Annotated in this window: 15 protein-coding genes; 11 read left to right on the top strand and 4 right to left on the bottom strand. The window is 73.4% G+C overall.

Annotation, left to right across the window (positions count from 1 at the left end; genetic code table 11):
• The first annotated feature begins 147 nt into the window (after window positions 1-147).
• Together ACQPZP_RS37810 and ACQPZP_RS37805 are read left to right on the top strand one after the other, a co-directional pair.
• The gene (locus ACQPZP_RS37810) at window positions 148-876 is read left to right on the top strand and encodes a DNA-3-methyladenine glycosylase family protein (protein ID WP_433474458.1); all 729 of its coding nucleotides are present in this window, start codon (window positions 148-150) and stop codon (window positions 874-876) included.
• 290 nt (window positions 877-1,166) lie between these two features.
• A complete protein-coding gene (locus tag ACQPZP_RS37805) occupies window positions 1,167-2,111 on the top strand; it encodes a LysR family transcriptional regulator (RefSeq protein WP_433474457.1) in 945 nt (314 codons plus the stop codon).
• Here the strand turns inward: ACQPZP_RS37805 and ACQPZP_RS37800 are convergent, their stop codons facing one another.
• From ACQPZP_RS37800 to cofD, 3 genes are all read right to left on the bottom strand, one after another.
• Window positions 2,112-4,673 (bottom strand): bifunctional FO biosynthesis protein CofGH, encoded by a 2,562-nt coding sequence (locus ACQPZP_RS37800; RefSeq protein ID WP_433474456.1) that lies wholly within the window; start codon window positions 4,671-4,673, stop codon window positions 2,112-2,114.
• Between the two features lie 140 nt (window positions 4,674-4,813).
• Window positions 4,814-6,100: a coenzyme F420-0:L-glutamate ligase gene (locus ACQPZP_RS37795; protein ID WP_433474455.1), complete on the bottom strand. Its 1,287-nt coding sequence runs from the start codon at window positions 6,098-6,100 to the stop codon at window positions 4,814-4,816.
• Window positions 6,097-7,050, bottom strand: coding sequence for a 2-phospho-L-lactate transferase (gene cofD / locus ACQPZP_RS37790; RefSeq protein WP_433474454.1), 954 nt, complete (start codon window positions 7,048-7,050; stop codon window positions 6,097-6,099). Before cofD ends, ACQPZP_RS37795 begins: the two co-directional genes overlap by 4 nt.
• A gap of 109 nt (window positions 7,051-7,159) precedes the next feature.
• Here cofD and ACQPZP_RS37785 point away from each other — a divergent pair, with 109 nt between their 5' ends.
• The 4 genes from ACQPZP_RS37785 (at window position 7,160) to ACQPZP_RS37770 (ending at window position 13,524) form a co-directional block, all read left to right on the top strand.
• Window positions 7,160-8,128 (top strand): hypothetical protein, encoded by a 969-nt coding sequence (locus ACQPZP_RS37785; RefSeq protein WP_433474453.1) that lies wholly within the window; start codon window positions 7,160-7,162, stop codon window positions 8,126-8,128.
• Between the two features lie 234 nt (window positions 8,129-8,362).
• Entirely contained in the window at window positions 8,363-8,626 is a 264-nt protein-coding gene (locus tag ACQPZP_RS37780; protein WP_021594342.1) for a WhiB family transcriptional regulator, read from the top strand.
• 108 nt (window positions 8,627-8,734) lie between these two features.
• Window positions 8,735-12,064, top strand: coding sequence for a glycosyltransferase (locus ACQPZP_RS37775; protein ID WP_433474452.1), 3,330 nt, complete (start codon window positions 8,735-8,737; stop codon window positions 12,062-12,064).
• Window positions 12,064-13,524, top strand: coding sequence for a DUF5719 family protein (locus ACQPZP_RS37770; protein WP_433474451.1), 1,461 nt, complete (start codon window positions 12,064-12,066; stop codon window positions 13,522-13,524). The genes ACQPZP_RS37775 and ACQPZP_RS37770 overlap by 1 nt, the downstream gene beginning before the upstream one ends.
• Here ACQPZP_RS37770 and ACQPZP_RS37765 read toward each other — a convergent pair.
• On the bottom strand, window positions 13,521-13,964 hold the full coding sequence (locus tag ACQPZP_RS37765; RefSeq protein ID WP_433474450.1) for a metallopeptidase family protein: 444 nt from the start codon (window positions 13,962-13,964) through the stop codon (window positions 13,521-13,523). The two genes, ACQPZP_RS37770 and ACQPZP_RS37765, sit on opposite strands and share 4 nt — an antisense overlap.
• A gap of 168 nt (window positions 13,965-14,132) precedes the next feature.
• Between ACQPZP_RS37765 and ACQPZP_RS37760 the strand changes: the two genes are divergently transcribed.
• The 5 genes from ACQPZP_RS37760 to ACQPZP_RS37740 all read left to right on the top strand — a co-directional run bounded on the left by ACQPZP_RS37760 (window position 14,133) and on the right by ACQPZP_RS37740 (window position 19,591).
• Window positions 14,133-15,752, top strand: coding sequence for a substrate-binding and VWA domain-containing protein (locus tag ACQPZP_RS37760; RefSeq protein WP_433474449.1), 1,620 nt, complete (start codon window positions 14,133-14,135; stop codon window positions 15,750-15,752).
• Complete coding sequence (locus ACQPZP_RS37755) at window positions 15,740-16,963, top strand: sensor histidine kinase (protein WP_433474448.1); 1,224 nt, start codon at window positions 15,740-15,742, stop codon at window positions 16,961-16,963. The genes ACQPZP_RS37760 and ACQPZP_RS37755 overlap by 13 nt, the downstream gene beginning before the upstream one ends.
• On the top strand, window positions 16,960-17,625 hold the full coding sequence (locus ACQPZP_RS37750) for a response regulator (RefSeq protein WP_433474447.1): 666 nt from the start codon (window positions 16,960-16,962) through the stop codon (window positions 17,623-17,625). Before ACQPZP_RS37755 ends, ACQPZP_RS37750 begins: the two co-directional genes overlap by 4 nt.
• 111 nt (window positions 17,626-17,736) lie before the next feature.
• A complete protein-coding gene (locus tag ACQPZP_RS37745) occupies window positions 17,737-18,117 on the top strand; it encodes a DUF3499 domain-containing protein (RefSeq protein WP_433464447.1) in 381 nt (126 codons plus the stop codon).
• Between the two features lie 118 nt (window positions 18,118-18,235).
• Complete coding sequence (locus ACQPZP_RS37740; RefSeq protein ID WP_433474446.1) at window positions 18,236-19,591, top strand: phosphomannomutase/phosphoglucomutase; 1,356 nt, start codon at window positions 18,236-18,238, stop codon at window positions 19,589-19,591.
• Window positions 19,592-19,623: the final 32 nt, after the last annotated feature.

The raw sequence follows: 19,623 nt of genomic DNA, 5'->3' as shown, positions 1-19,623 counted from the left end.
TGGAAACGGGAGTGGCGGCCCCCATGGACGCTGGATCTCGGTGATGCGCTGGCGCCGCATCAGCGCGGGCGTCGTGATCCTGCGTTCCGGGTGGAGCGGGACGGATCCATATGGCGGACGTCCTATACCCCTCACGGGCCCGGGACCGTGCGGGTCGAGCTGGTCGGTGGCGTCGTCGAGGCGACCGCGTGGGGGCCCGGCGCCGAATGGCTGCTGGACGGGGTGCCCGACCTACTGGGGGCCGCCGACGACCCCGACGGCTTCGTCGCGCGGCACGACGTCGTCCGGGAGCAGGTGCTCATGCGGCCCGGGCTGCGGATCGGACGGACGCGGCGGGTGTTCGAGGCGCTCGTGCCCGCCGTGATGGAGCAGAAGGTGCTCGGGCAGGAGGCGTGGCGGGCCTGGGGCTACCTGCTGCGGAAGTTCGGGGAGCCCGCGCCGGGGGCGCCGCACATGCGGGTTCCGCCGCCGCCGGAGGTGTGGGTCCGGATTCCCTCGTGGGAGTGGCACCGGTCCGGGCTGGAGGCCGTCCGGGCCAGGACGATCATCGGTGCGGCGCGGGTCGCGAGGCGGCTGGAGGAGGAGCCGAGCGAGGCGCGGCTGCGGTCGCTGCCCGGCGTCGGGATCTGGACGGCCGCCGAGATCCGGCAGCGGGCGGCCGGCGACCCCGACGCCGTCTCCGTCGGCGACTACCACCTGCCCGGCCTGGTGGGCTGGGCGCTGGCGGGCCGCAAGGTCGACGACGCCGGGATGCTCGAACTGCTGGAGCCCTATGCCGGTCATCGGTACCGCGTCACCCGGCTGCTGGAATCGTCCGGGATGCACCCGCCGAGGCGTGGCCCCCGTTTGCCCGTCCGGGACTATCGGTCTTTCTGACCGGGTCGTCGGCCGAGCGGCGGCGCAGCCAGAAGTTGTCCGGGGTCCAGTCGAGGCCGTCCCGGCTGTCGGCGCCGAAGAGGGGGCCGAGGACGGCGAGGGCGATGATGAAGCCGAGCACGTACAGCATGACGTTCTTCCTTTGGGATCGCGGTCGGTAGGCGTTCCCGCGCGGGGCGATCGGGGGAGCCGGGGTCTCCGCCTCTTTCCGTCGCACCAACAGTTTGACTCCGTCCAACGTTCAGGTCCAGCGACAGTTGCTGCAGGGATTGTGTAAGAATCGCTTCACTATGTTGGATCTCGGGCGGTTGCGGGTGCTCCGCGAACTCAAGCTGCGCGGGACGCTCGCCGCCGTGGCCGACGCGCTCGGCTACACGCCGTCCGCGGTGTCGCAGCAGCTCGCCCAGTTGCAGCGCGAGGTCGGTGTCCCGGTGGTCGAGCGGGCCGGGCGGCGGCTGCGGCTGACGGAGGCGGGCGAGGTGCTCGCCGAGCACGCCGAGACGCTGCTGGCGCGGGCGAAACGCGCCGAGGAGGACGCGCTCGCCGCGAGCGGGCGCGTGGCCGACATGGTGCGGCTCGTCGGATTCCAGACGGCGCTGCTGCACGTGCTGGCGCCCGCCCTGCCCCGGCTGGCCGAGGCGTATCCCGATCTCGTGGTGGACGTCCTGGACGAGGAGTTCCACCGGGTGCTCCAGGCCCTGGCGCTCCAGGAGATCGACGTGGTGCTGACGGACGAGTACTCGCACCTGCCGCGTCCGCGCAGGCCGGAGCTGACGTCCGAGGTCCTGATCACCGAGATGATGCGGGTCGCGCTGCCCGCGGACCATCCGCTCGCGGGCGCGGACGGGCCGGTCCGCATCGCCGACCTCGCCGGCAGCCCGTGGGTGACCGGTCATGTCGGGACGAACCACGCCGACCTGCTCGAACGGACGTGCGTCGAGCTGGGCGGCTTCCGGCCCGACGTGCGCTACCGGTCCAACGATCTGCTGATCATCTTCGCGATGGTCGCCCAGGGCGGCGCCGTCTGCCTCGTGCCCGACCTCGCGCTCGCCGAGCGCGAGGAGGGCATCGTCGTCCGCGACGTGGCCGACGCCCCCGTGGATCGCCGGATGGTCCTGTGGACGCGCGTCGGCGCGGAGGTGCGGCCGTCGGTCGAGGCCGTCCTCGATGAGCTGCGCCGCTCCGCGGACCTGCTGGTCGAGCGCCGTCCCAGTTGTGTTCGCGGAGCGCCCTGATCAGGGACGGGACACCGGGGTCAGGGTGAGGGCCGCCCGTCCGAAATCGCCGATGCCGTCCGTGCGGCGGGCCGCTTTCATACGCTCGGCGGGCACCTCGCCGTAAAGGGTGGTGCGCTGCCTGGCTGGACGGCCCGCGCGCGCCGCGATCGTCTCCAGTTCGCTGATGGGCTTGAACGAGCCGTTCTCCGATCCGGCCATGCGGCTGATGGTCTCTTCCATCAGCGTGCCGCCCAGGTCGTTCACGCCTCCTTGCAGGACGCGCGTACACATTTCGTCCCCCATTTTCACCCAGGACGTCTGGATGTTGGAGATCGCGCCGTGCAAGAGGATGCGTGCCAAAGCGTGGACGGCGACGTTCTCCCGGACGGTCGGTCCAGGACGTGCCAGCCCGGCGAGATAGATGGGCGAGTTGTGGTGCACGAACGGCAGCAGCACGAATTCGCTGAACCCGCCCGTCCGTTCCTGGATGGACCGCAGCAGCTTGATGTGCGCTACCCAATGCGCGGGCGTGTCCACATGCCCGTACATCATCGTGGAGGTCGTCGGAATGCCGATCTCGTGCGCGGTGGTGACGACTTCGATCCACTGGTCGGTGGGCAGTTTCCCCTTGGTCAGGACCCAGCGGACGTCGTCGTCCAGGATTTCGGCCGCCGTTCCCGGCAGCGAGTCGACACCGGCCTCCTTCGCCGCCTCCAGCCATTCCCGGATCGACAGGTCCGTGCGGGACGCCCCGTTCACGACCTCCATCGGGCTGTAGGAATGCAGGTGGATGTCCGGTGCGCGCCGCTTCACCTCGCGCGCCAGGTCGAAATAGGCGGTGCCGGGCAGGTCGGGATGGATGCCGCCCTGCATGCAGATCTCGGTGGCCCCCGCCTCCCACGCCTGGTCCACGCGTTCGCCGACCTGGCTCAGTGACAGCGTGTAGGCGTCGGCGTCCGTGCGGCGCTGCGCGAACGCGCAGAAGCGGCACCCGGTGTAGCAGACGTTCGTGAAGTTGACGTTCCGCGTGACGACGTAGGTGACGTCGTCGCCGACCGCTTCGCGGCGCAGCCCGTCGGCCAGTGACGCGAGCGCGTCCAGTTCCGGGCCGTCGACGTGCAGGAGGGCGAGCGCCTCGTCGTCCGAGAGTTCCGCAGGGTCCTGCTCCGCGCGCCTGAGAGCCGCCTTGACGTCGGCGTCGAAACGCTGGGGGGCGGACATGCGGTCGCGCAGCGCGTCCCAGTCGCCGTAGACCTCGTCGAAGTCGTCCCGGCGGTCCTTCGTCCGTCCCGTCGTGTCGATCTCGGTGTGCAGGTCTGTCCGCCCGGACGCCGCGAACCCGCCGTCGGGCTCCTGCCAGGGACGTCCCTCAAGGACGGCGTCCTCCCGCGCCAGCCCGGTCGCCGGGTCGGCCAGGGCGGCGACGTGCCCGGAGAGCCGCGGGTCCAGCCACGGCTCACCGCGCCGCACGTACTCGGGGTAGATCGTCAGCCGCTCGCGCAGCTCGAACCCCGACGCCGCCGTCCGCGCCGCCAGCTCGTCGATCTGCGGCCACGGACGCTCCGGGTTCACGTGGTCGGGCGTCAGCGGCGACACCCCGCCCCAGTCGTCGATGCCGGCGCGCAGCATCAGCGCGAACTGGTCGGCGACCAGGTTCGGCGGCGCCTGCACGCGCGCCTTCGGGCCGAGGACGAGCCGGGTCACCGCGATCGTCGCGGCCAGTTCCTCCAGCTCCGCGTCCGGGGTGTCGCGCATCTTGGTGTCGGGCTTCGCGCGGAAGTTCTGGACGATCACCTCCTGGATCGCGCCGTACTCCCGCATCGTCCGCCGGATCTCGAAGATCGCGTCCGCGCGCTCCTCCACCGTCTCGCCGATGCCGATGAGGATGCCGGTCGTGAACGGAACGTTCGTGCGTCCCGCGTCCTCCAGCACCCGCAGCCGGACGGCCGGGTCCTTGTCCGGCGAACCGAAGTGCGGGCCGCCGCGCTCGCTGAACAGCCGCGTCGCCGTCGTCTCCAGCATCATCCCCATGGACGGCGCGACCGGCTTGAGGCGCTGGAAGTCGCGCCAGGTCAGCACGCCGGGGTTCAGGTGCGGGAGCAGCCCGGTCTCCTCCAGCACCCTGATCGCCATCGCGCGCACGTAGGAGAGGGTGTCGTCGTAGCCGTGCGCGTCCAGCCACTCGCGGGCCTGCTTCCACCGGTCCTCGGGGCGGTCCCCGAGCGTGAACAGGGCCTCCTTGCAGCCCATCTCGGCGCCCTGCCGCGCGATCTCCAGCACCTCGTCCGGGCTGAGGTACGGCGAGTCCAGCCGGTGCGGGACGGTCGCGAACGTGCAGTAGCCGCAGCGGTCCCGGCACAGGCGGGTCAGCGGGATGAAGACCTTGCGGCTGTAGGTGATGACGCCGGGGCGGCCGGCGGCTTCAAGACCGGCGTCCCGGGTACGGGCGGCGTGGGCCAGCAGGTCGTCGAGCCGCGCCCCGCGAGCCTGCAGCAGTGTCGTGGCCTCGGATCGGTCCAGTGTCTTGCCGTCGCGCGCGCGGGCCAGGGCCCGGCGAAGAGCGGAGCTCGTGGCGTCCATGCGGGCACTCTATGCCAATCGTCATAATTTGCGCCGCGCCGGGGCCCCGCAATTGCGAAAAGGACAGCCAAGGATGTTCCGGAACTATTCCCGCTCGCTCCGGTCACCGCGGTCCTCGCGCCGCCGGCGCATCGCCGCGGTCACCTGACCTCGATGAACGCCTCCGGGCTCCGGGGCGGGCGCTCGCGCGGGGGCGCGGCGGCGCGGCCGACGCCGACGGCGCCCATCGGGTCCCACTCGTCCGGCAGGTCGAGGACGTCGCGGACGACGTCCCGGCAGAACATCGTGCTCGACACCCAGCACGAGCCGAGCCCCTCCACGGCCAGCGCGACCAGCAGGTTCTCCACGGCGGCGCCCGCCGCGACCACGAACATCTCCCGCTCGGCGCGGGACCGCCGCTCGTCCGGGTAGTCGTGGGAGCCGTCCATGACCAGGCACGGGACGACGAGGTACGGCGCCCGGCGCAGCACCTCGCCGCGCCGCAGCCGCTTGGCGACCGACTCGTCGGAGAAGCCGTCGCGGCGAAGGTCCGCCTCCCAGGCGTCGCGCATCGCGTCCAGCAGACGGGTCCGCGACTCCGCCGACTCCAGCAGGACGAACCGCCATGGCGTCGTGTGATGCGGCGCCGGCGCGGTGATCGCCGCGGCGACCGCGCGCCGGACGGCCGCCGGGTCCACCTGGTCGGCGGTGAACTCCCGGATCGTGCGCCGCGCGTGCAGCACCTCCGACGGGCCGAACCGGAACATGTCCTCGTCGGGCGGGCGCACCAGTACCCGCGCGCCGGGGCCGTCCTCCCGCGTGACCAGGCCGGACAGCCCGCGCACCACGGCGATCGGGACCCCGTCGAGCTTGCCCTTGACCAGCTCGCCCGCCGCCGCGATCTCGTCGGCGACGGCCGTGATCGTGGCTTCGAGGCGGTTGCCGTGCGCGTCGTCCCGCCCCCGCAGGTCGCTGAGCGGCTCCAGCCCGGCGGCGCCGATCGCCGCGTCCGTCAGCCCGTTCCGCCAGGGCCGCCCGAGCGTGTCGGACACGATGACGGCGACCTCGGCCCCGGTCCGCTCCCGCACACCCGCGCGGATGCGGCGGGCGGAGGCGTCCGGGTCCTCCGGCAGCAGCAGCACGGTGCCCGGCCTGGTGTTGGACGCGTCCACGCCCGCCGCGGCGAGCACGAGCCCCTGCCGCGTCTCCACGATCCTGGTCTCGCCGCGCGCGTGCGTCCGCCGCGCCACCACCCGGACGGTCTCGGCGTCGATGGCCTTCTCCCGGTCGGCGGCGACCAGGACCCGCCCCTCCGCCTTACTGACGATCTTGGAGGTGACGACCAGCACGTCGCCGTCCTCGACCGTCCCGGCCGGGATCAGCGCGGCGATGTCGTCGCCCTCGGCGACCTCCGGCAGACCCGCGACACCGAACACGTGCAAGCTCACAGCGCCTCCTCCGCCCGCTTCAGCTCCAGCGCGAGATCGAGCGCCGCCCGGGCGATCGCCCCGGTCGCCTCGGCGTCGCTCATCAGCAGCGGGCGGGACCGGACCTCGATGCCCTCCACCCGCACGTCCGCGTCGGCCTCGTCGACGAGCCACCCGTCCAGCAGCCCGAGGCCGTAGTGCTCGGCGACCGCGCGCGCCGACGTCTCGACCCCGATCGCGGTCAGGCAGGCGTCGGCCATGCCGCGCACCGGCGCGCCGCCGATGATCGGGGAGACGCCCACCACGGTCTTGGCGGCGACCGCGTCCCGGACGCCGGGCACCGCCAGGATCGTCCCGATGCTCACCACCGGGTTGGACGGCGGGAACAGCACCACGTCCGCCGCCTCGACCGCCGCGAGGACCCCCGGCGCCGGCGCGGCCTCCTCAGCCCCCACCGGCGCGATCGACAGGGCGGGGACGGACGCGCGCAGCCGCACCCACCACTCCTGGAAGTGGACCGCCCGCCGGCCCTTCTCGTCCTCGATGACCACGTGGGTCTCGACCTGGTCCTCGGTCATCGGGATCAGCCGCACGCCCGGCTTCCACCGGTCGCACAGCGCCTCGGTGACCGCCGCCAGCCGGTAGCCCGCGGCCAGCATCTGGGTCCGCACGATGTGGGTCGCGAAGTCGCGGTCGCCCAGCCCGAACCAGCCGGGCCCGACGCCGTACGCGGCCAGCTCCTCCTTGACCGTGAACGCCTCGTCCGCCCGCCCCCAGCCCTGCTCCTCGTCGATGCCGCCGCCGAGGGTGTACATCACGGTGTCCAGGTCGGGGCAGACCCGCAGCCCGAAGAGCGAGATGTCGTCCCCGGTGTTGCCGATGACGGTGATCTCCGCTTCCGGTGCCGCTGCCCGCAGCCCCCGCAGGAAACGCGCCCCGCCGATCCCGCCCGCCAACGCCACGATCTTCATGTCCGCAACCCTACGGCGACCCGGCGGACCTCGTAGGGGGTCGCCCCCCTGGGTGACACTGTGCAAAGCTTTGCCCTGGAATCGGATGCCTCGGTCTGGAGATACCACCGTGAACAAGGAAGCCGTCCAGCGCCTGCGCGAACCGGCCGCCTGGGTTTTGCTCGCAGCGGCGGGCCTGCACCTGCTCGCGGGGATCATCTCGCTGCTCGGCGCCGGAGGAAGTTTCACGCTCCGTGCTCTCGGCCAGACCAACGACGGGACGTTCCTGCAGGTCGCGATGGTCGGGCTCGTCGTCCTCGCGGTCGTGCTGACGACCTCGGGCGCCACCCCCACCCCGCAGGCCCGGACGATCACCATGGGGGCGCTCGGCATCCTCGGCGTCACCGCGCTGTTCGGTGTCATCTCCTGGCTGAGCGGGATGCTCGCCAACTCCGACTACGCGGGCGCTGTCACCAAGCTGACGACGTTCCTCGTCGGTGCGGGCAACCTCGCCGTCGTCGGCATCGGCGGATGGTTCGTCTTCACCATGTTCCAGAGCATGCAGCCGCCGCGCCCGCAGCCGCAGCCGCAGATGCAGCCGGGCTACCCCGATTTCGGCTACCAGCAGGGCCAGCCCGGCCAGCCCGGCCAGCCCGGTCAGCCGCAGTACGGCCAGCAGCAGTACCAGCAGTACGGGCAGCAGCCGGCCCCCGAGGGGCAGCAGCCCGCGCCGCAGGGGTACGAGCAGCAGCCGCAGCAGTACGGCCAGCAGTACGGGCAGAACCCGCAGTACGGCCAGCAGGACTACCAGCAGTACGGCGGCCAGGGCGGCTACCCGGCGGGCCAGCCGGGCCAGCCGGGTTACGACCAGCAGGGGTACGACCAGCAGGGGTACGGTCAGCAGGGCTACGGTCAGCAGCCTCCGCCGGAGGGCCAGCCGCCCGCCGAGCAGGAGGACATGGGCGAGTGGACCCGTGCCTACGGCGGCTCCGGCCAGGACCAGGACCCGCAGGGCACCCAGCCCGCTCCGCCGCAGCCCGGCGGGGACGAGGGCGGCGCCGACTGGTACCGCGACAACCGGCCCCCGCCTCCGCAGTAGGCGGCTCGTCGGGGTCCGCACCCCGACGGTGACCGCCCGATTAACCGATCTTCATCTGAAGGTCAGGCGCGCCATCCCGGCATAACCCGTTATGTCGCCCGGGAAAGCCCTTCGGCTTGACGGGGCGGCCGCTACACGCGTGTAATTTCATCGGTGTAGTTTCAATGCCTTCTCGGGGGAAGGAACCGGAGGGAAGGCATTGACCAGGGGGTTCCACGGGCAGGGAGGTGCGCTGTGAGCGAGGTGGTCATCCCGCTGGCGCACGGCACAGACGGCGAAGAGTTGGGCTGGCAGGAGCGCGCCCTGTGCGCGCAGACGGACCCGGAGGCGTTTTTTCCGGAGAAGGGCGGCTCCACTCGCGAGGCCAAGAAGGTGTGCCGGGCATGCGAGGTGCGTACGGAGTGCCTTGAGTACGCGCTGCAGCACGATGAACGGTTCGGCATCTGGGGAGGGCTTTCGGAGCGGGAACGCCGCAAGCTGAAGCGGCAGGCCGTCTGACCCGGCTGCTCTTGCCGGGGCTGTGGGGGCCGTCCCCCCACAGGAGACCGCCCCGGATCTTGGGGGATCCGGAGCGTGTGCGCGCGGCCACGCGTACAGTTATCAGCCGTGCCGGCCCCCGGGCCGGCACGGCTGCCGTTCTTCCGGCCCCTGAACCCGTCCGTCCCACAGATCGAGCGATCCTTGGCCCCCACACTCGATCGCCACGTCGTCACGGCCGTCCTCGTCGCGCATGACGGCGCGCGATGGCTTCCGGAGACGCTGAAGGCGCTGCTGACGCAGGCGCGCCCCGTGCAGCGCCTCGTGACCGTGGACACCGGAAGCCGCGACCGCGGGCCCGCGATCCTCGCGGAGGTCGTCGGCGAGGACGAGATCCTCACGCTGCCCCGCACCACCGGCTATGGCGAGGCCATCGCCGAGGCGCTCCGGCAGGACGCCGCGGCCGGCCCCGTCCCGGACGACGAGCCCGGCGACGCCGCCTCCCGCGGGCGGGCCGCAAGCGACCGCACGGCCGCCACCGAGTGGATCTGGCTGCTGCACGACGACTGCACGCCCGACCGCGACGCGCTGGACCGGCTGCTGCGGACCGCCGAGACCGACCCGAACGTGGCGGTGCTCGGCCCGAAGGTCCGCGACTGGGACGACCGCCGCATGCTGCGCGAGCTGGGCGTCACCGTCGACGCCGCCGGCCGCCGCGAGACGGGCCTGGACCGGCGCGAGTTCGACCAGGGCCAGCACGACGGCGTCCGGGACGTCCTCGCGGTCGGCAGCGCGGGGATGCTGGTCAGGCGCGAGGTCTGGGAGAAGCTCGGCGGCTTCGACGTCGAGTACGGAATCTTCCGGGACGACCTGGACTTCTGCTGGCGGGTCCACGCGGCCGGATACCGGGTCGTCACGGCCAGCGACGCCGTCGTCTACCACGCGGAGGCCGCCCGGCGCGGGCTCCGCGAGATCGGCATGACCGCCGAGCATCCGGCCCGCCGCGACCGCCGCAACGCACTCCTCACGCTGCTCGCCAACCGGCCGCTCGGCGCGATGCTCCGGGCGCTCGTCCGCAACGTGTGGGTGTCGCTCGTCCACGCCCTCTACCTCGTGACGACCAAGCGGCCCGGCGCGGCGCGCGAGGAGCTCCGCGCCCTCGCCGACGTCCTGCGCTCGCCCGGCCGGCTGCGGCGGGCGCGGGCGGCCCGCGCGGACGGCCGGACCCGCGTGCACCGCACCGTCCGGCGGTTCCAGGGCCGCTGGGTCGTGCTGCGCCGCGTCGGCGAGGCGGTCTCGGAGTACTTCGCCGCCCACGAGCGGGACCGGGAGGAGAAGGACGACGACCTCACGGCCGACGAGCCGGGCCCGATCCGCCGGTTCCTCGCCCGCCCCGGCGTCATGGTCGTGCTCGCGCTCACCGCCGTCGCGGTGGCCGCCGAACGTTCCCTGATCAGCGCGGCCGGGCGGCTCGGCGGCGGCGCGCTGGTCCCCGCGTGGGGCGGGGCGAGCGACCTGTGGGCGCAGTACCTGTCCGGCTGGCATCCGGTCGGGCTCGGCACCGACGCCGGAAGCCCGCCGTACGTCGGGGTACTCGCCGTACTGTCCACGGTGCTGTTCGGCAAGCCGTGGCTGGCGGTGTCGGTCCTGCTGCTGGGCAGCGTCCCGCTGGCCGGCCTCACCGCCTACCGCGCGTCCCGGCTGCTCGTGGTGGAGGCACCGCGGACGGGACGGCGCGCCCGCGCGGCCGGCCGCCGCATCCCGGTGTCCGCCGTCCGGGCCTGGTTCGCCGCCGTGTACGCGCTGCTGCCGGCCGCGACCGGCGCCATCGCGGGCGGGCGGCTCGGCACCGCCGTCGTCCTCGTCCTGCTCCCGCCGATCGCCGTGCACGCCGCCCGCGTCTACGGGTATCCACGGTCGGAGGCCGCCGCGCTGGACGCCCCGGAGCGCCGCAAGCGCAGGGGCCGGGCCGCCTGGACGGTCGCGCTGCTGCTCGCCGTGGCGATGTCGTTCGTCCCGCTGACCTGGCTGATCGCCGTGCTGGCCGCCGCGATGGTGTGGGCGGTGCTCGACCGGCCGGGGCGGCAGGGCCGCCGCCACCTCGCCATCGCGCTCGGCGTCCCGCCGCTGCTCACGCTCCCGTGGACGGCCGGGCTGCTGCTGCACCCGACGCGGTTCCTGACGGAGGCGGGCCTGAACCGGCGGTTCGAACCGGCCGCCGCCGCCGACCTGCTGGCGCTCGACCCGGGCGGGCCGGGCACGCCCGCGCGCTGGGCGCTCGCCGGGCTGCTCGCGGTCGCGGTCTGCGCGCTGCCGCTGCGCAGCCGGCGGGGCCATGTGCTGGCCGGCTGGCTGCTGGCGGTGTTCGGTCTGCTCTTCGCGGTGCTGACCAGCGCCGCGACCGTCACCAAGGGCGCGGACCAGGCGCCCGTCTGGCCGGGGGTGGCGCTGCTCTTCGCGGGTGCCGGGGTGCTGCTCGCCGCGACCGCCGCGGTCCAGCGCGGCACCGAGGTGCTGGCGGGCAACCACCTGATCTACAAGGCGGGCGGGGCGGTCGTGGTGCTCGCCGCGCTCACGGCCCCGGTCCTGGCGGCGGCGCTCTGGGTGATCGGCGGCGCGGGGGATCCGGTCGGGAAACTGGACCCTGACACGGTGCCCCAGTTCGTCCAGGGGCGCGGTACGCGGACGCTCGTCCTGCACAGGGAGCCGAGCGGACGGGTCTCCTACACCGTCCTCAGGGACGGGCGTCCCCGGCTTGGGGAATCGGAGGTCGTCACCGTGGGCCGGGCTCACGACCGCTTGGACGACCTCGTCGCCGGCCTGGCCGCCGGACGTGAGGGCGACGACGGGCCCGCGCTCACCCGGATGGGCATCCAGTACCTCCTGGTGCCGTATCCGGAGAAGGACCCGCTCACGAAGGTTCTGGACGCGTCGCCCGAACTGACGCGCCTCAGCCGCACAGGGACGTTCGCCGTATGGCGGCTCCAGGCGACATCCGCCCGGATGATGCTCTTGCAAGGCTCCACGGTCACGCCCCTGCCGGCGGGCCGTGTCAATGCCCGCGTGCGGATCCCACCTGGCACGGGCTCTCGCACCCTTCTCCTGGCCGAACCGTCCGACGGAGGGTGGCGGGCCACGCTGAACGGTCACGACGTCAAGGCGCGGACGGTGGACACGTGGGCGCAGGGCTACGACATCCCCTCCGCCGGAGGAGAGTTCGAACTGACCCGGTCGATGATGATGCGGCACACCTGGGTCGTCGTCCAGGGCATCGCCGTCCTGGTCGTGGCGGTCCTGGCGCTACCGGGCGCGCAGACCGAGACCTTGATGTTCACCGGTGAGCGGGAACGCCGCCGTCGCGGACGGCGAGGACGGCGCCGCTCGCCCGGTGCCCACGTCCAGCACGCGCTCCCGGCCGCCGAGCCCGTGCAGGAGCCCAGGCCTGAGGAGGTGTCCTGATGGACAAGGCTCTGATGGACAAGGTCCTGCGCCTCCTCGGCATGCGGTACGCCACAGTGGCCCTCATGCTCGTCGCCGTGGCCGCCTTGTACGGTGCGGCATCGTTCTCCCGTCCGGGCGAAGCGTCCGAGGGGGGCCGGGACGCCCCGGTCACGCAAGCCGTCATGGTCTGCCCAGGGCACGAGGGCGGCCGGCTCGCCATCCAGTCGCTCCCTCAGAAGAGGGGTGGCGGACGCGTGGACATGGCGCCCACGAAGGGCGGATCGCCGCTGGCGTCCATGACGTCCTCCGGCCAGGGCTGGGGCAAGGACACCGATTCCGGCGAGGACTCCTACACCCTTCGCGCGACCGGCGCCATCGCCGGCGGGCTGGACGCCGAGCAGACCACGCACTGGAGCGGCGGCCCCGACCGGGGCCTGGCCGGCGCCCGGTGCGCCACCCCGGGCACCGACCTGTGGTTCATGGGTCCGGGGCCCGTCGCCGCCGACGAACTCGACCTCTACCTGACCAACGTGGACGCGCAGCCCGCGTCCGTCGACCTCACCGCCCTGTCCGGCGAGGGCCCGCTCGACACCACCGAGGGGCGCGGCACGCCCGTCGAGCCCTACACCACCCGGATCATCAAGATCGGCGCGTCGGCCGAGGGGCTCGGGGACATCGTGAAGACCGCCACCGACCTGGCCCTCCGCGTGCACGCGACCAGCGGCCGCGTCGCCGCATCCCTGCGGGTCCGGATCGGCGAGAAGAAGGGCATCGAGTGGCTGCCGCAGTCCGCCGAGCCCGCGACGTCGCTGCTCGTGCCCGGCGTTCCGGGCGGGTCGGGCAAGCGCCGCCTGCTGGTGTCGGTCCCGGGTGAGGCCGACGCCCAGATCAGGGTGCAGGTGATCACGGCGGACGGCGCGTTCGCGCCGCAGGGGCAGGACGTGCTGGACGCCCCCGGCAAGACCGTGACCTCGGTCGCCCTCGACGGCGCGCTGTCCGGCAAGACCGCCGCCGTGCGCCTGGTCGCCGACCGTCCCGTCCTCGCGGGCTTCGCCGCCGACCGGGGCGCCGACGTCGCCTACGGCGCCGCCACGCCGCCGCTCCGGGCGTCCGGCCCGGGCGTCGTCGCCGACAACCGGTTCGACTCCTCGATCGTCCTGACCGCGCCGGCCGGGGCGGCGACCGTCCAGGTCTCCACGATGAACGCCCAGGGCGGCGCGCCCCAGGAGATCAAGATCCCGGCCGGGCGCACCGTGGAGACCAAGCTGACCGCCCCCGGCGGGAAAGCCGGGGACGGCACCGCCTTCGGTGCCGTGATCACGCCGAAACCCGGCTCCGCTCCCGTGTACGCGTCCCGCACTTTGGCCACCGGCAAGGGCGACGACTACCTGTTCACCGTGCTGCCGGTCGTCCCCGCTCTCACGACCCTGCACCTGCCGGACACCGCCGACTCCCAGACGGCCCTCACGCCCGGCTAGTCGTCCGGGGTGTCGTAGCTCGGGTCGACGGATTCGGGCGAGAGGCCGAGCAGGTCGGCGACCTCCTCGACCAGAAGATCGCGGATCAGGCGGGCGAGTTCGGCCTCGTCGTCGGCGCGGGCCTCGACGGGACGGCGGAAGACGACGATGCGCACCGGCCTGCCACCGTCGCCGGAGCCAGCCGGCCCGGCGACGGTCTGGCCGAGCGGGACGGGGCCGTCGAACCACGGCTCGATGCCCGGCACCTCTTCGACCGCGAACTCCACCCGGGCCAGTTCCCGGCCCCAGCGCGCGCCGAGCCGCCGCACCTCGTCGTCGACGAGGTCGCCGAACCGTTCCGCGCGGGTCCGCGAGACCGGCGCCTGCGGGGGCGCCAGGGGGCCACGAAGACCACGTCCGCGCCGGTCGCGGCGCCGTACGCCTGCCACACGGGATCGCACGTCTCAAGAGTACCTCCGCCGGTGCGGCCGCCCTCGGGTAAAGCACCATCCGGAATGCAGCGGGCAACGACCCATTTACATGGATCTGCCGCGAAAAGAGTGGTTACAGTGGCGTAGGCATGGCTCCCTGGCCCCCGCGGCCGATGGTGCATGAAGGGTCGATTTCCCGTGGATCCCCCGTCCCGGCGCGCACGCCGGAGCCGCGACCAGGTCACCGTCGCCGCCGCAACGGCCTTGGGCGCGGGCCTTGTCCTCGGAGGCGGCGGCTGGGCCCTGGCGATGCGCGACACCGGCTGCGACGGGGCGCGCCCATCGCTGTCGGTCACCGCCGATCCGGCGCTCGCCCCCGCGGCGCTCGCCGCCGCCGACCGGTTCAACGCGGCACGCGACGCCGCCGGGCAGTGCGCGTCGGTGCGGGTCGTCGCCGGCGACTCGGGCGAGGTCGCGGGCGTCTTCCGCACCGCGCGCGGCACACCGGACGTGTGGATCCCCGACTCCTCCCTCTGGCCGGACCTCGTGGGACGGGAGGCCGCCGGCAAGGCGCCTTCGGTCGCGTCGTCCCCGATCGTCTTCGCGGTGTCCAAGGCCACCGCGAACAGGTATCGGACGGAACTGGAGCGAAGGTCGTGGAACGCCTTCCAGCAGGGCCACGGCACGCCGGCGTTCCATCTCCGGCTGTCCGATCCCGAGCGCACCGGCTCGGGCATGGCGTCGTTGCTCGCACTCCAGGCGTCCTCTGGCAGCGGCAAGGGCGCGCTCGACAGGTTCACCACCGTGCTGCGCACCGCCAAGACGCTCCCCTACGGGAAGGGGCTGGAGACCGTGTTCGGTGGGGGCGGCTCTGACGAATCGGACGTCGTCGTCGTTCCGGAGCAGGTCGCCCTGCAGCGCGGCAAGGGCGACGCGGAACGGACCGCGGTCGTCTACCCGCGTGCAGGGACGCCCTACCTCGACTTCCCGTACGTCGTCGCCACGTCCGATGCCAAGCGGAAACGGGTCGCCGACGGCTTCCTGGCGGAGTTGCGATCGCCGCGGACGGCCGCCGACCTCAAGCGCGCCGGGCTGCGCGGTCCCGGGCAGGCGGCACCGCGCCCGCTTCCGGTGGTCCGCCCGGGGGCGGCGGCCGGCATCCAGGAGATCTGGCGCAAGCTCGGGCAGGGCCTGAACGTCCTCGCGCTGATCGACCCGTCAGGCGGTGGCACGCCGATGCCGGGCGCTTCCGGGACGCGCCTGGACGCGATGCTCAAGGCCCTCTCCACGGGCTTCACGCTCGTCCCGGACGACTCGTCCTTCGGGCTCTGGACGCTCACGGGCACACCCGGCCGCCCCTACCGGCAGGCCGGCCCGATGCGCGAGCTCGGGGCCCGCTCGCAGAGCGGCGGCAACCAGCGGCTCACGCTCCAGGAGGCGCTCGAACACGTGCGGCCGAGAAGCGGCGCCTCGACCGGGCTCGACGCCGCGATTGAGGCCGCCTACCGGGAGGTCGACCGCAACTACGAGAAGGACCGGCTCAACGTGGTCCTCGTCCTCACCGCCGGGGCCCGGGGCGGCGCCGAGCGAACCGAATTGGGCCGAACGGCGGAGAGACTACGAGGGGCCTTCGACGCGCGGCGCCCGGTGAGCGTCATCGTTCTCGGGTTCGGCGCCGAGGCGGACCCGTCGCTGCGCAAGGTCGCCGCCGCCACCGACGGCGGCGCTTACAAGATCGACAATCCGGGGACGGTGATGCGGCTCTTCCTGCGTTCCGACCAACTGCGCGTCTGCGACGACCCCCGGTGCCCGGAGTAGCCGAGGGAGGGCCGGCCACGACGCGGCTCGCCGTGACGTTCCGGGTGCTCCTGCTCCTGCGCGGCATGCTGCTCGCCATGGCGGTCGTCCTGCGGGGCAGTGCCGGGCCCGGGCACGGCCTGTGGGCCGCCATCGCCCTGCTCGGCCTGGAGACCGCGCTCGCCCTCGCCGCGTGGCGGCCCGTCCTGCGGCTCGTCCGGCGGCTGCCGCCGCTCTGCTGCCTGGACGCCCTGCTCGTGTTCGCCGTCCTCGTCCAGGGCGGCGTGTTCGGGCCGTTCTTCCTGTTCACGGTGATGACGGCGGCGCTCGCAGGCGTCCTTTACGCGTGGGGGCCGGTGCTGCTGGTGTGCGTCGCGCAGATCGCCCTGTGCTTCGCCGCGATGGGCACGGCGTCACCCGCCGAGCGGCACGACCCCGGACTCCTGATCGCGCTGCCCGTCTTCTACCCGATCGCGGCCTGCGCCGGGATCGCCCTGCGGATCCTGTTCGACCAGTACGCCGAGGCGGAGGAGGCGCGCCGCCGCGCGGAGGCGGCCGTCGCCGCGGCCGACGAGCGCACCCGGCTGGCCCGCGAGATGCACGACTCGCTCGCCAAGACCCTGCAGGGCATCACGCTGTCGGCGGCGGCGCTGCCCGCCTGGATCCGCACCTCCCCCGACCGGGCCGAACGCGACGCCCGCGACATCCTGTCCGCGCTGCGGGTCGCCGCCCGGGAGGCCCGCGGGCTGATCGCCGACCTGCGGGAGGAGGCGTACGGGCTGCCGCTGCCGGCCGCGGTCGGGCACGTCGCCGCCGGATGGAGCGAGACCGCCGCGGTCCCCGTCGAAGTCGCCGCCGAGGGGTCGCCCGGCGATGACATTCCGGTGGCCGTCCGTTACGAGATCGTCTCGGTGCTGAAGGAGGCGCTGACCAACGTGGAACGCCACGCGCGGGCCGGACGGGTCGAGATCCGGCTGGTCCGGTCGGCGGACGGGCTGGAGTTGTCGGTCCGCGACGACGGCGCCGGGTTCGTCCCGCCGGACGGAGGACGGCTCGACCTGCTGGCCCGCGAGGGCCACTACGGCGTCGTCGGCATGGCCGAACGCGCCCGCCGCGCCGGTGGGCGCCTCTGCCTGCGGTCCGCCCCCGGACACGGCACCACCGTCACCATCACCGTCCCGCGCGCCTCCTGGCCCGCCGGGGACGCCGCCGAACCGGCGGCCACCCCGTGAGCGGAGCGAACCGCGGGACGGGCGACCGGGTGCGCGTCCTCGTGGTGGACGACAACCCGGTCGTCCGCGCCGGCCTGGTGAGCATCCTGGAGTCCGGGGGAGCGGACGTCGTCGGCGAGGCCGTCGACGGTGCCCACGCGGTCGAGCAGGCCCGGCTGCTGCGTCCCGACATCGTCCTGCTGGACGTGCGGATGCCCGGCGTGGACGGCGTCGCCGCCGCCGGGCCGCTCAGCGCGATGGCCAAGGTCCTGATGCTGTCCTACGACACCGACGCGGACGTGATCGGCCAGGCCGTCCGCAACGGCGCGTCCGGCTACCTGGTGCACGGGACGTTCGAGGCCGACGAGCTGATCGCGGCCGTCCACGACACGGTCACCGGACGGTCCAGCCCGCTGTCGCCGCCCGCGAGCCGGGCCGTCGTCGAGGCGCTGCGGGGCGAGCCGGCCCCCGCCTCCCCGGCGGCCCGCGACGATCTCGGGCTGTCCCCGCGCGAGGCGCAGGTGATGGACCTGATCGCCCAGGGGCGCTCCAACGGCGAGATCGCGCAGGTCCTGGTCGTCTCCGAGTACACGGTGAAGAACCACGTCAACCGGATCTTCGCCAAGCTGCGGGTCAGGACCCGGGGCGCGGCCATCGCCCGCTGGCTGGGCACCGCACGGTAGGGGTTCGGGACCATACGGAATGTAGTTGTTACCCCGGAAATCGCCCGGTAACGGCGACACGTGCGCCGGGGTGGTGGCGGAGCCGGGTGGGGGGAGGTACGGTCAGCCATCGTGAGCCCCGTCCGCACTTGCTCCCGCACCGCCTGCAAGGCGCCCGCAGTGTTCACGCTCACGTACGTCTACCGCGACTCCACCGCGGTCCTGGGGCCGCTCGCCACGTACGCCGAGCCGCACTGCTACGACCTGTGCGCGGAGCACTCGGAGCGGCTCACCGCCCCGATGGGGTGGGAACTGGTGCGGCTGCCCGTCGAGGAGGAGTCCGAGCCCAGCGCGGACGACCTGGAAGCCCTCGCCGACGCCGTCCGCGAGGCCGCCAAGCCCGCCCCCGGCACCGGCCAGGAGCCGGTCGGCCAGGGCACCGAGGTCGGCCGCCGCGGGCACCTGCGGGTGCTGCGCTCCGAGCCCGCGGGGACGCAGCCCGCTCAGGAGTAGGCCCGTCACGTGGTGATACGGACCGTGACGCGACGTCGCGGCCGGTCGCGCCCGCCCTTCCCGGTAGGCTCGTGAACCTGCCGTTTTCCGCGCACGGTTCTTCGGACAGGGAGCAGGAGTGGGCGACCTCGCCAAGATCTTCAAGGCGTACGACATCCGCGGCGTCGTGCCGGACGAGCTCGACCCCGCGACCGCCGAGGCGGCCGGCGCGGCGTTCGTCCGGGTGACCGGGGCGAGCGCGATCGTCACCGCGCACGACATGCGCGAATCGTCCGTCCCGCTGTCCGAGGCGTTCGCGCGCGGCGCGACGTCCCAGGGCGCGGACGTGATCGAGGCCGGGCTCGGCTCCACCGACCTGCTCTACTACGCCAGCGGCAGCCTCGGCATCCCCGGCGCGATGTTCACCGCCAGCCACAACCCGGCCAAGTACAACGGGCTGAAGCTGTGCCGCTCCGGCGCCCGCCCGGTCGGCCGCGACACCGGCCTCACCGAGATCCGCGAGATGATCGAGAACGGTGTGCCCGGCCACGACGGCGAGCCGGGCACGGTGACGAGGCGGGACCTCCTCAAGGGGTACGCCGACCACCTGAAGACGCTCGTCGACCTGTCGTCGATCCGGCCGCTCAAGGTCGTCGTGGACGCGGGCAACGGCATGGGCGGGCACACCGTCCCCTCGGTCTTCGAAGGCCTGCCGATCGACCTGGTGCCGCTGTACTTCGAGCTGGACGGCACCTTCCCCAACCACGAGGCCAACCCCATCGAGCCGGAGAACCTGCGCGACCTGCAGGCCGAGGTCCGCGAGACCGGCGCCGACATCGGGCTCGCCTTCGACGGCGACGCCGACCGCTGCTTCGTGGTGGACGAGCGCGGGGAGATCGTCGCGCCGTCCGCGATCACGGCGCTGGTCGCGACGCGGGAGCTGGCCAAGCACCCCGGCTCCTCGATCGTGCACAACCTGATCACCTCCAAGGCCGTCCCGGAGATCGTCGCCGAGCACGGCGGGACGCCGGTGCGCACCCGGGTCGGGCACTCGTTCATCAAGCAGACGATGGCGGAGACGGGCGCGGTGTTCGGCGGCGAGCACTCGGCCCACTTCTACTTCCGCGACTTCTGGTTCGCCGACTCCGGCATGCTGGCCGCGCTGCACGTCCTCGCCGCCCTGGGGGAGCAGAAGCGGCCCCTGTCGGAGCTGCTCGGCGAGTACACCCGCTACGCGGCGTCCGGCGAGATCAACAGCGAGGTCGCCGACCAGGACGCGGCCGCCGCGAAGGTGCGCGAGGCCTTCGCCGGGCGGCCCGGAGTCGCGATCGACGAACTCGACGGGCTGACCGTGGGCGACGAGGCCGCCGGATGGTGGTTCAACCTGCGGCCGTCCAACACCGAACCGCTGCTGCGCCTCAACGCCGAGGCCGGCGACGAGGGCACCATGGCGGCGATCCGCGACGAGGTCCTGGCCCTGGTCAGGCAGAAGTGACCGGTCAGGAAAAGTGACTGCAAGGGAGATGT

Source organism: Spirillospora sp. CA-142024, assembly GCF_050942325.1.
Classification (GTDB): Bacteria; Actinomycetota; Actinomycetes; order Streptosporangiales; family Streptosporangiaceae; genus Spirillospora.
This window is presented reverse-complemented; position numbering and strand designations above follow the sequence as displayed.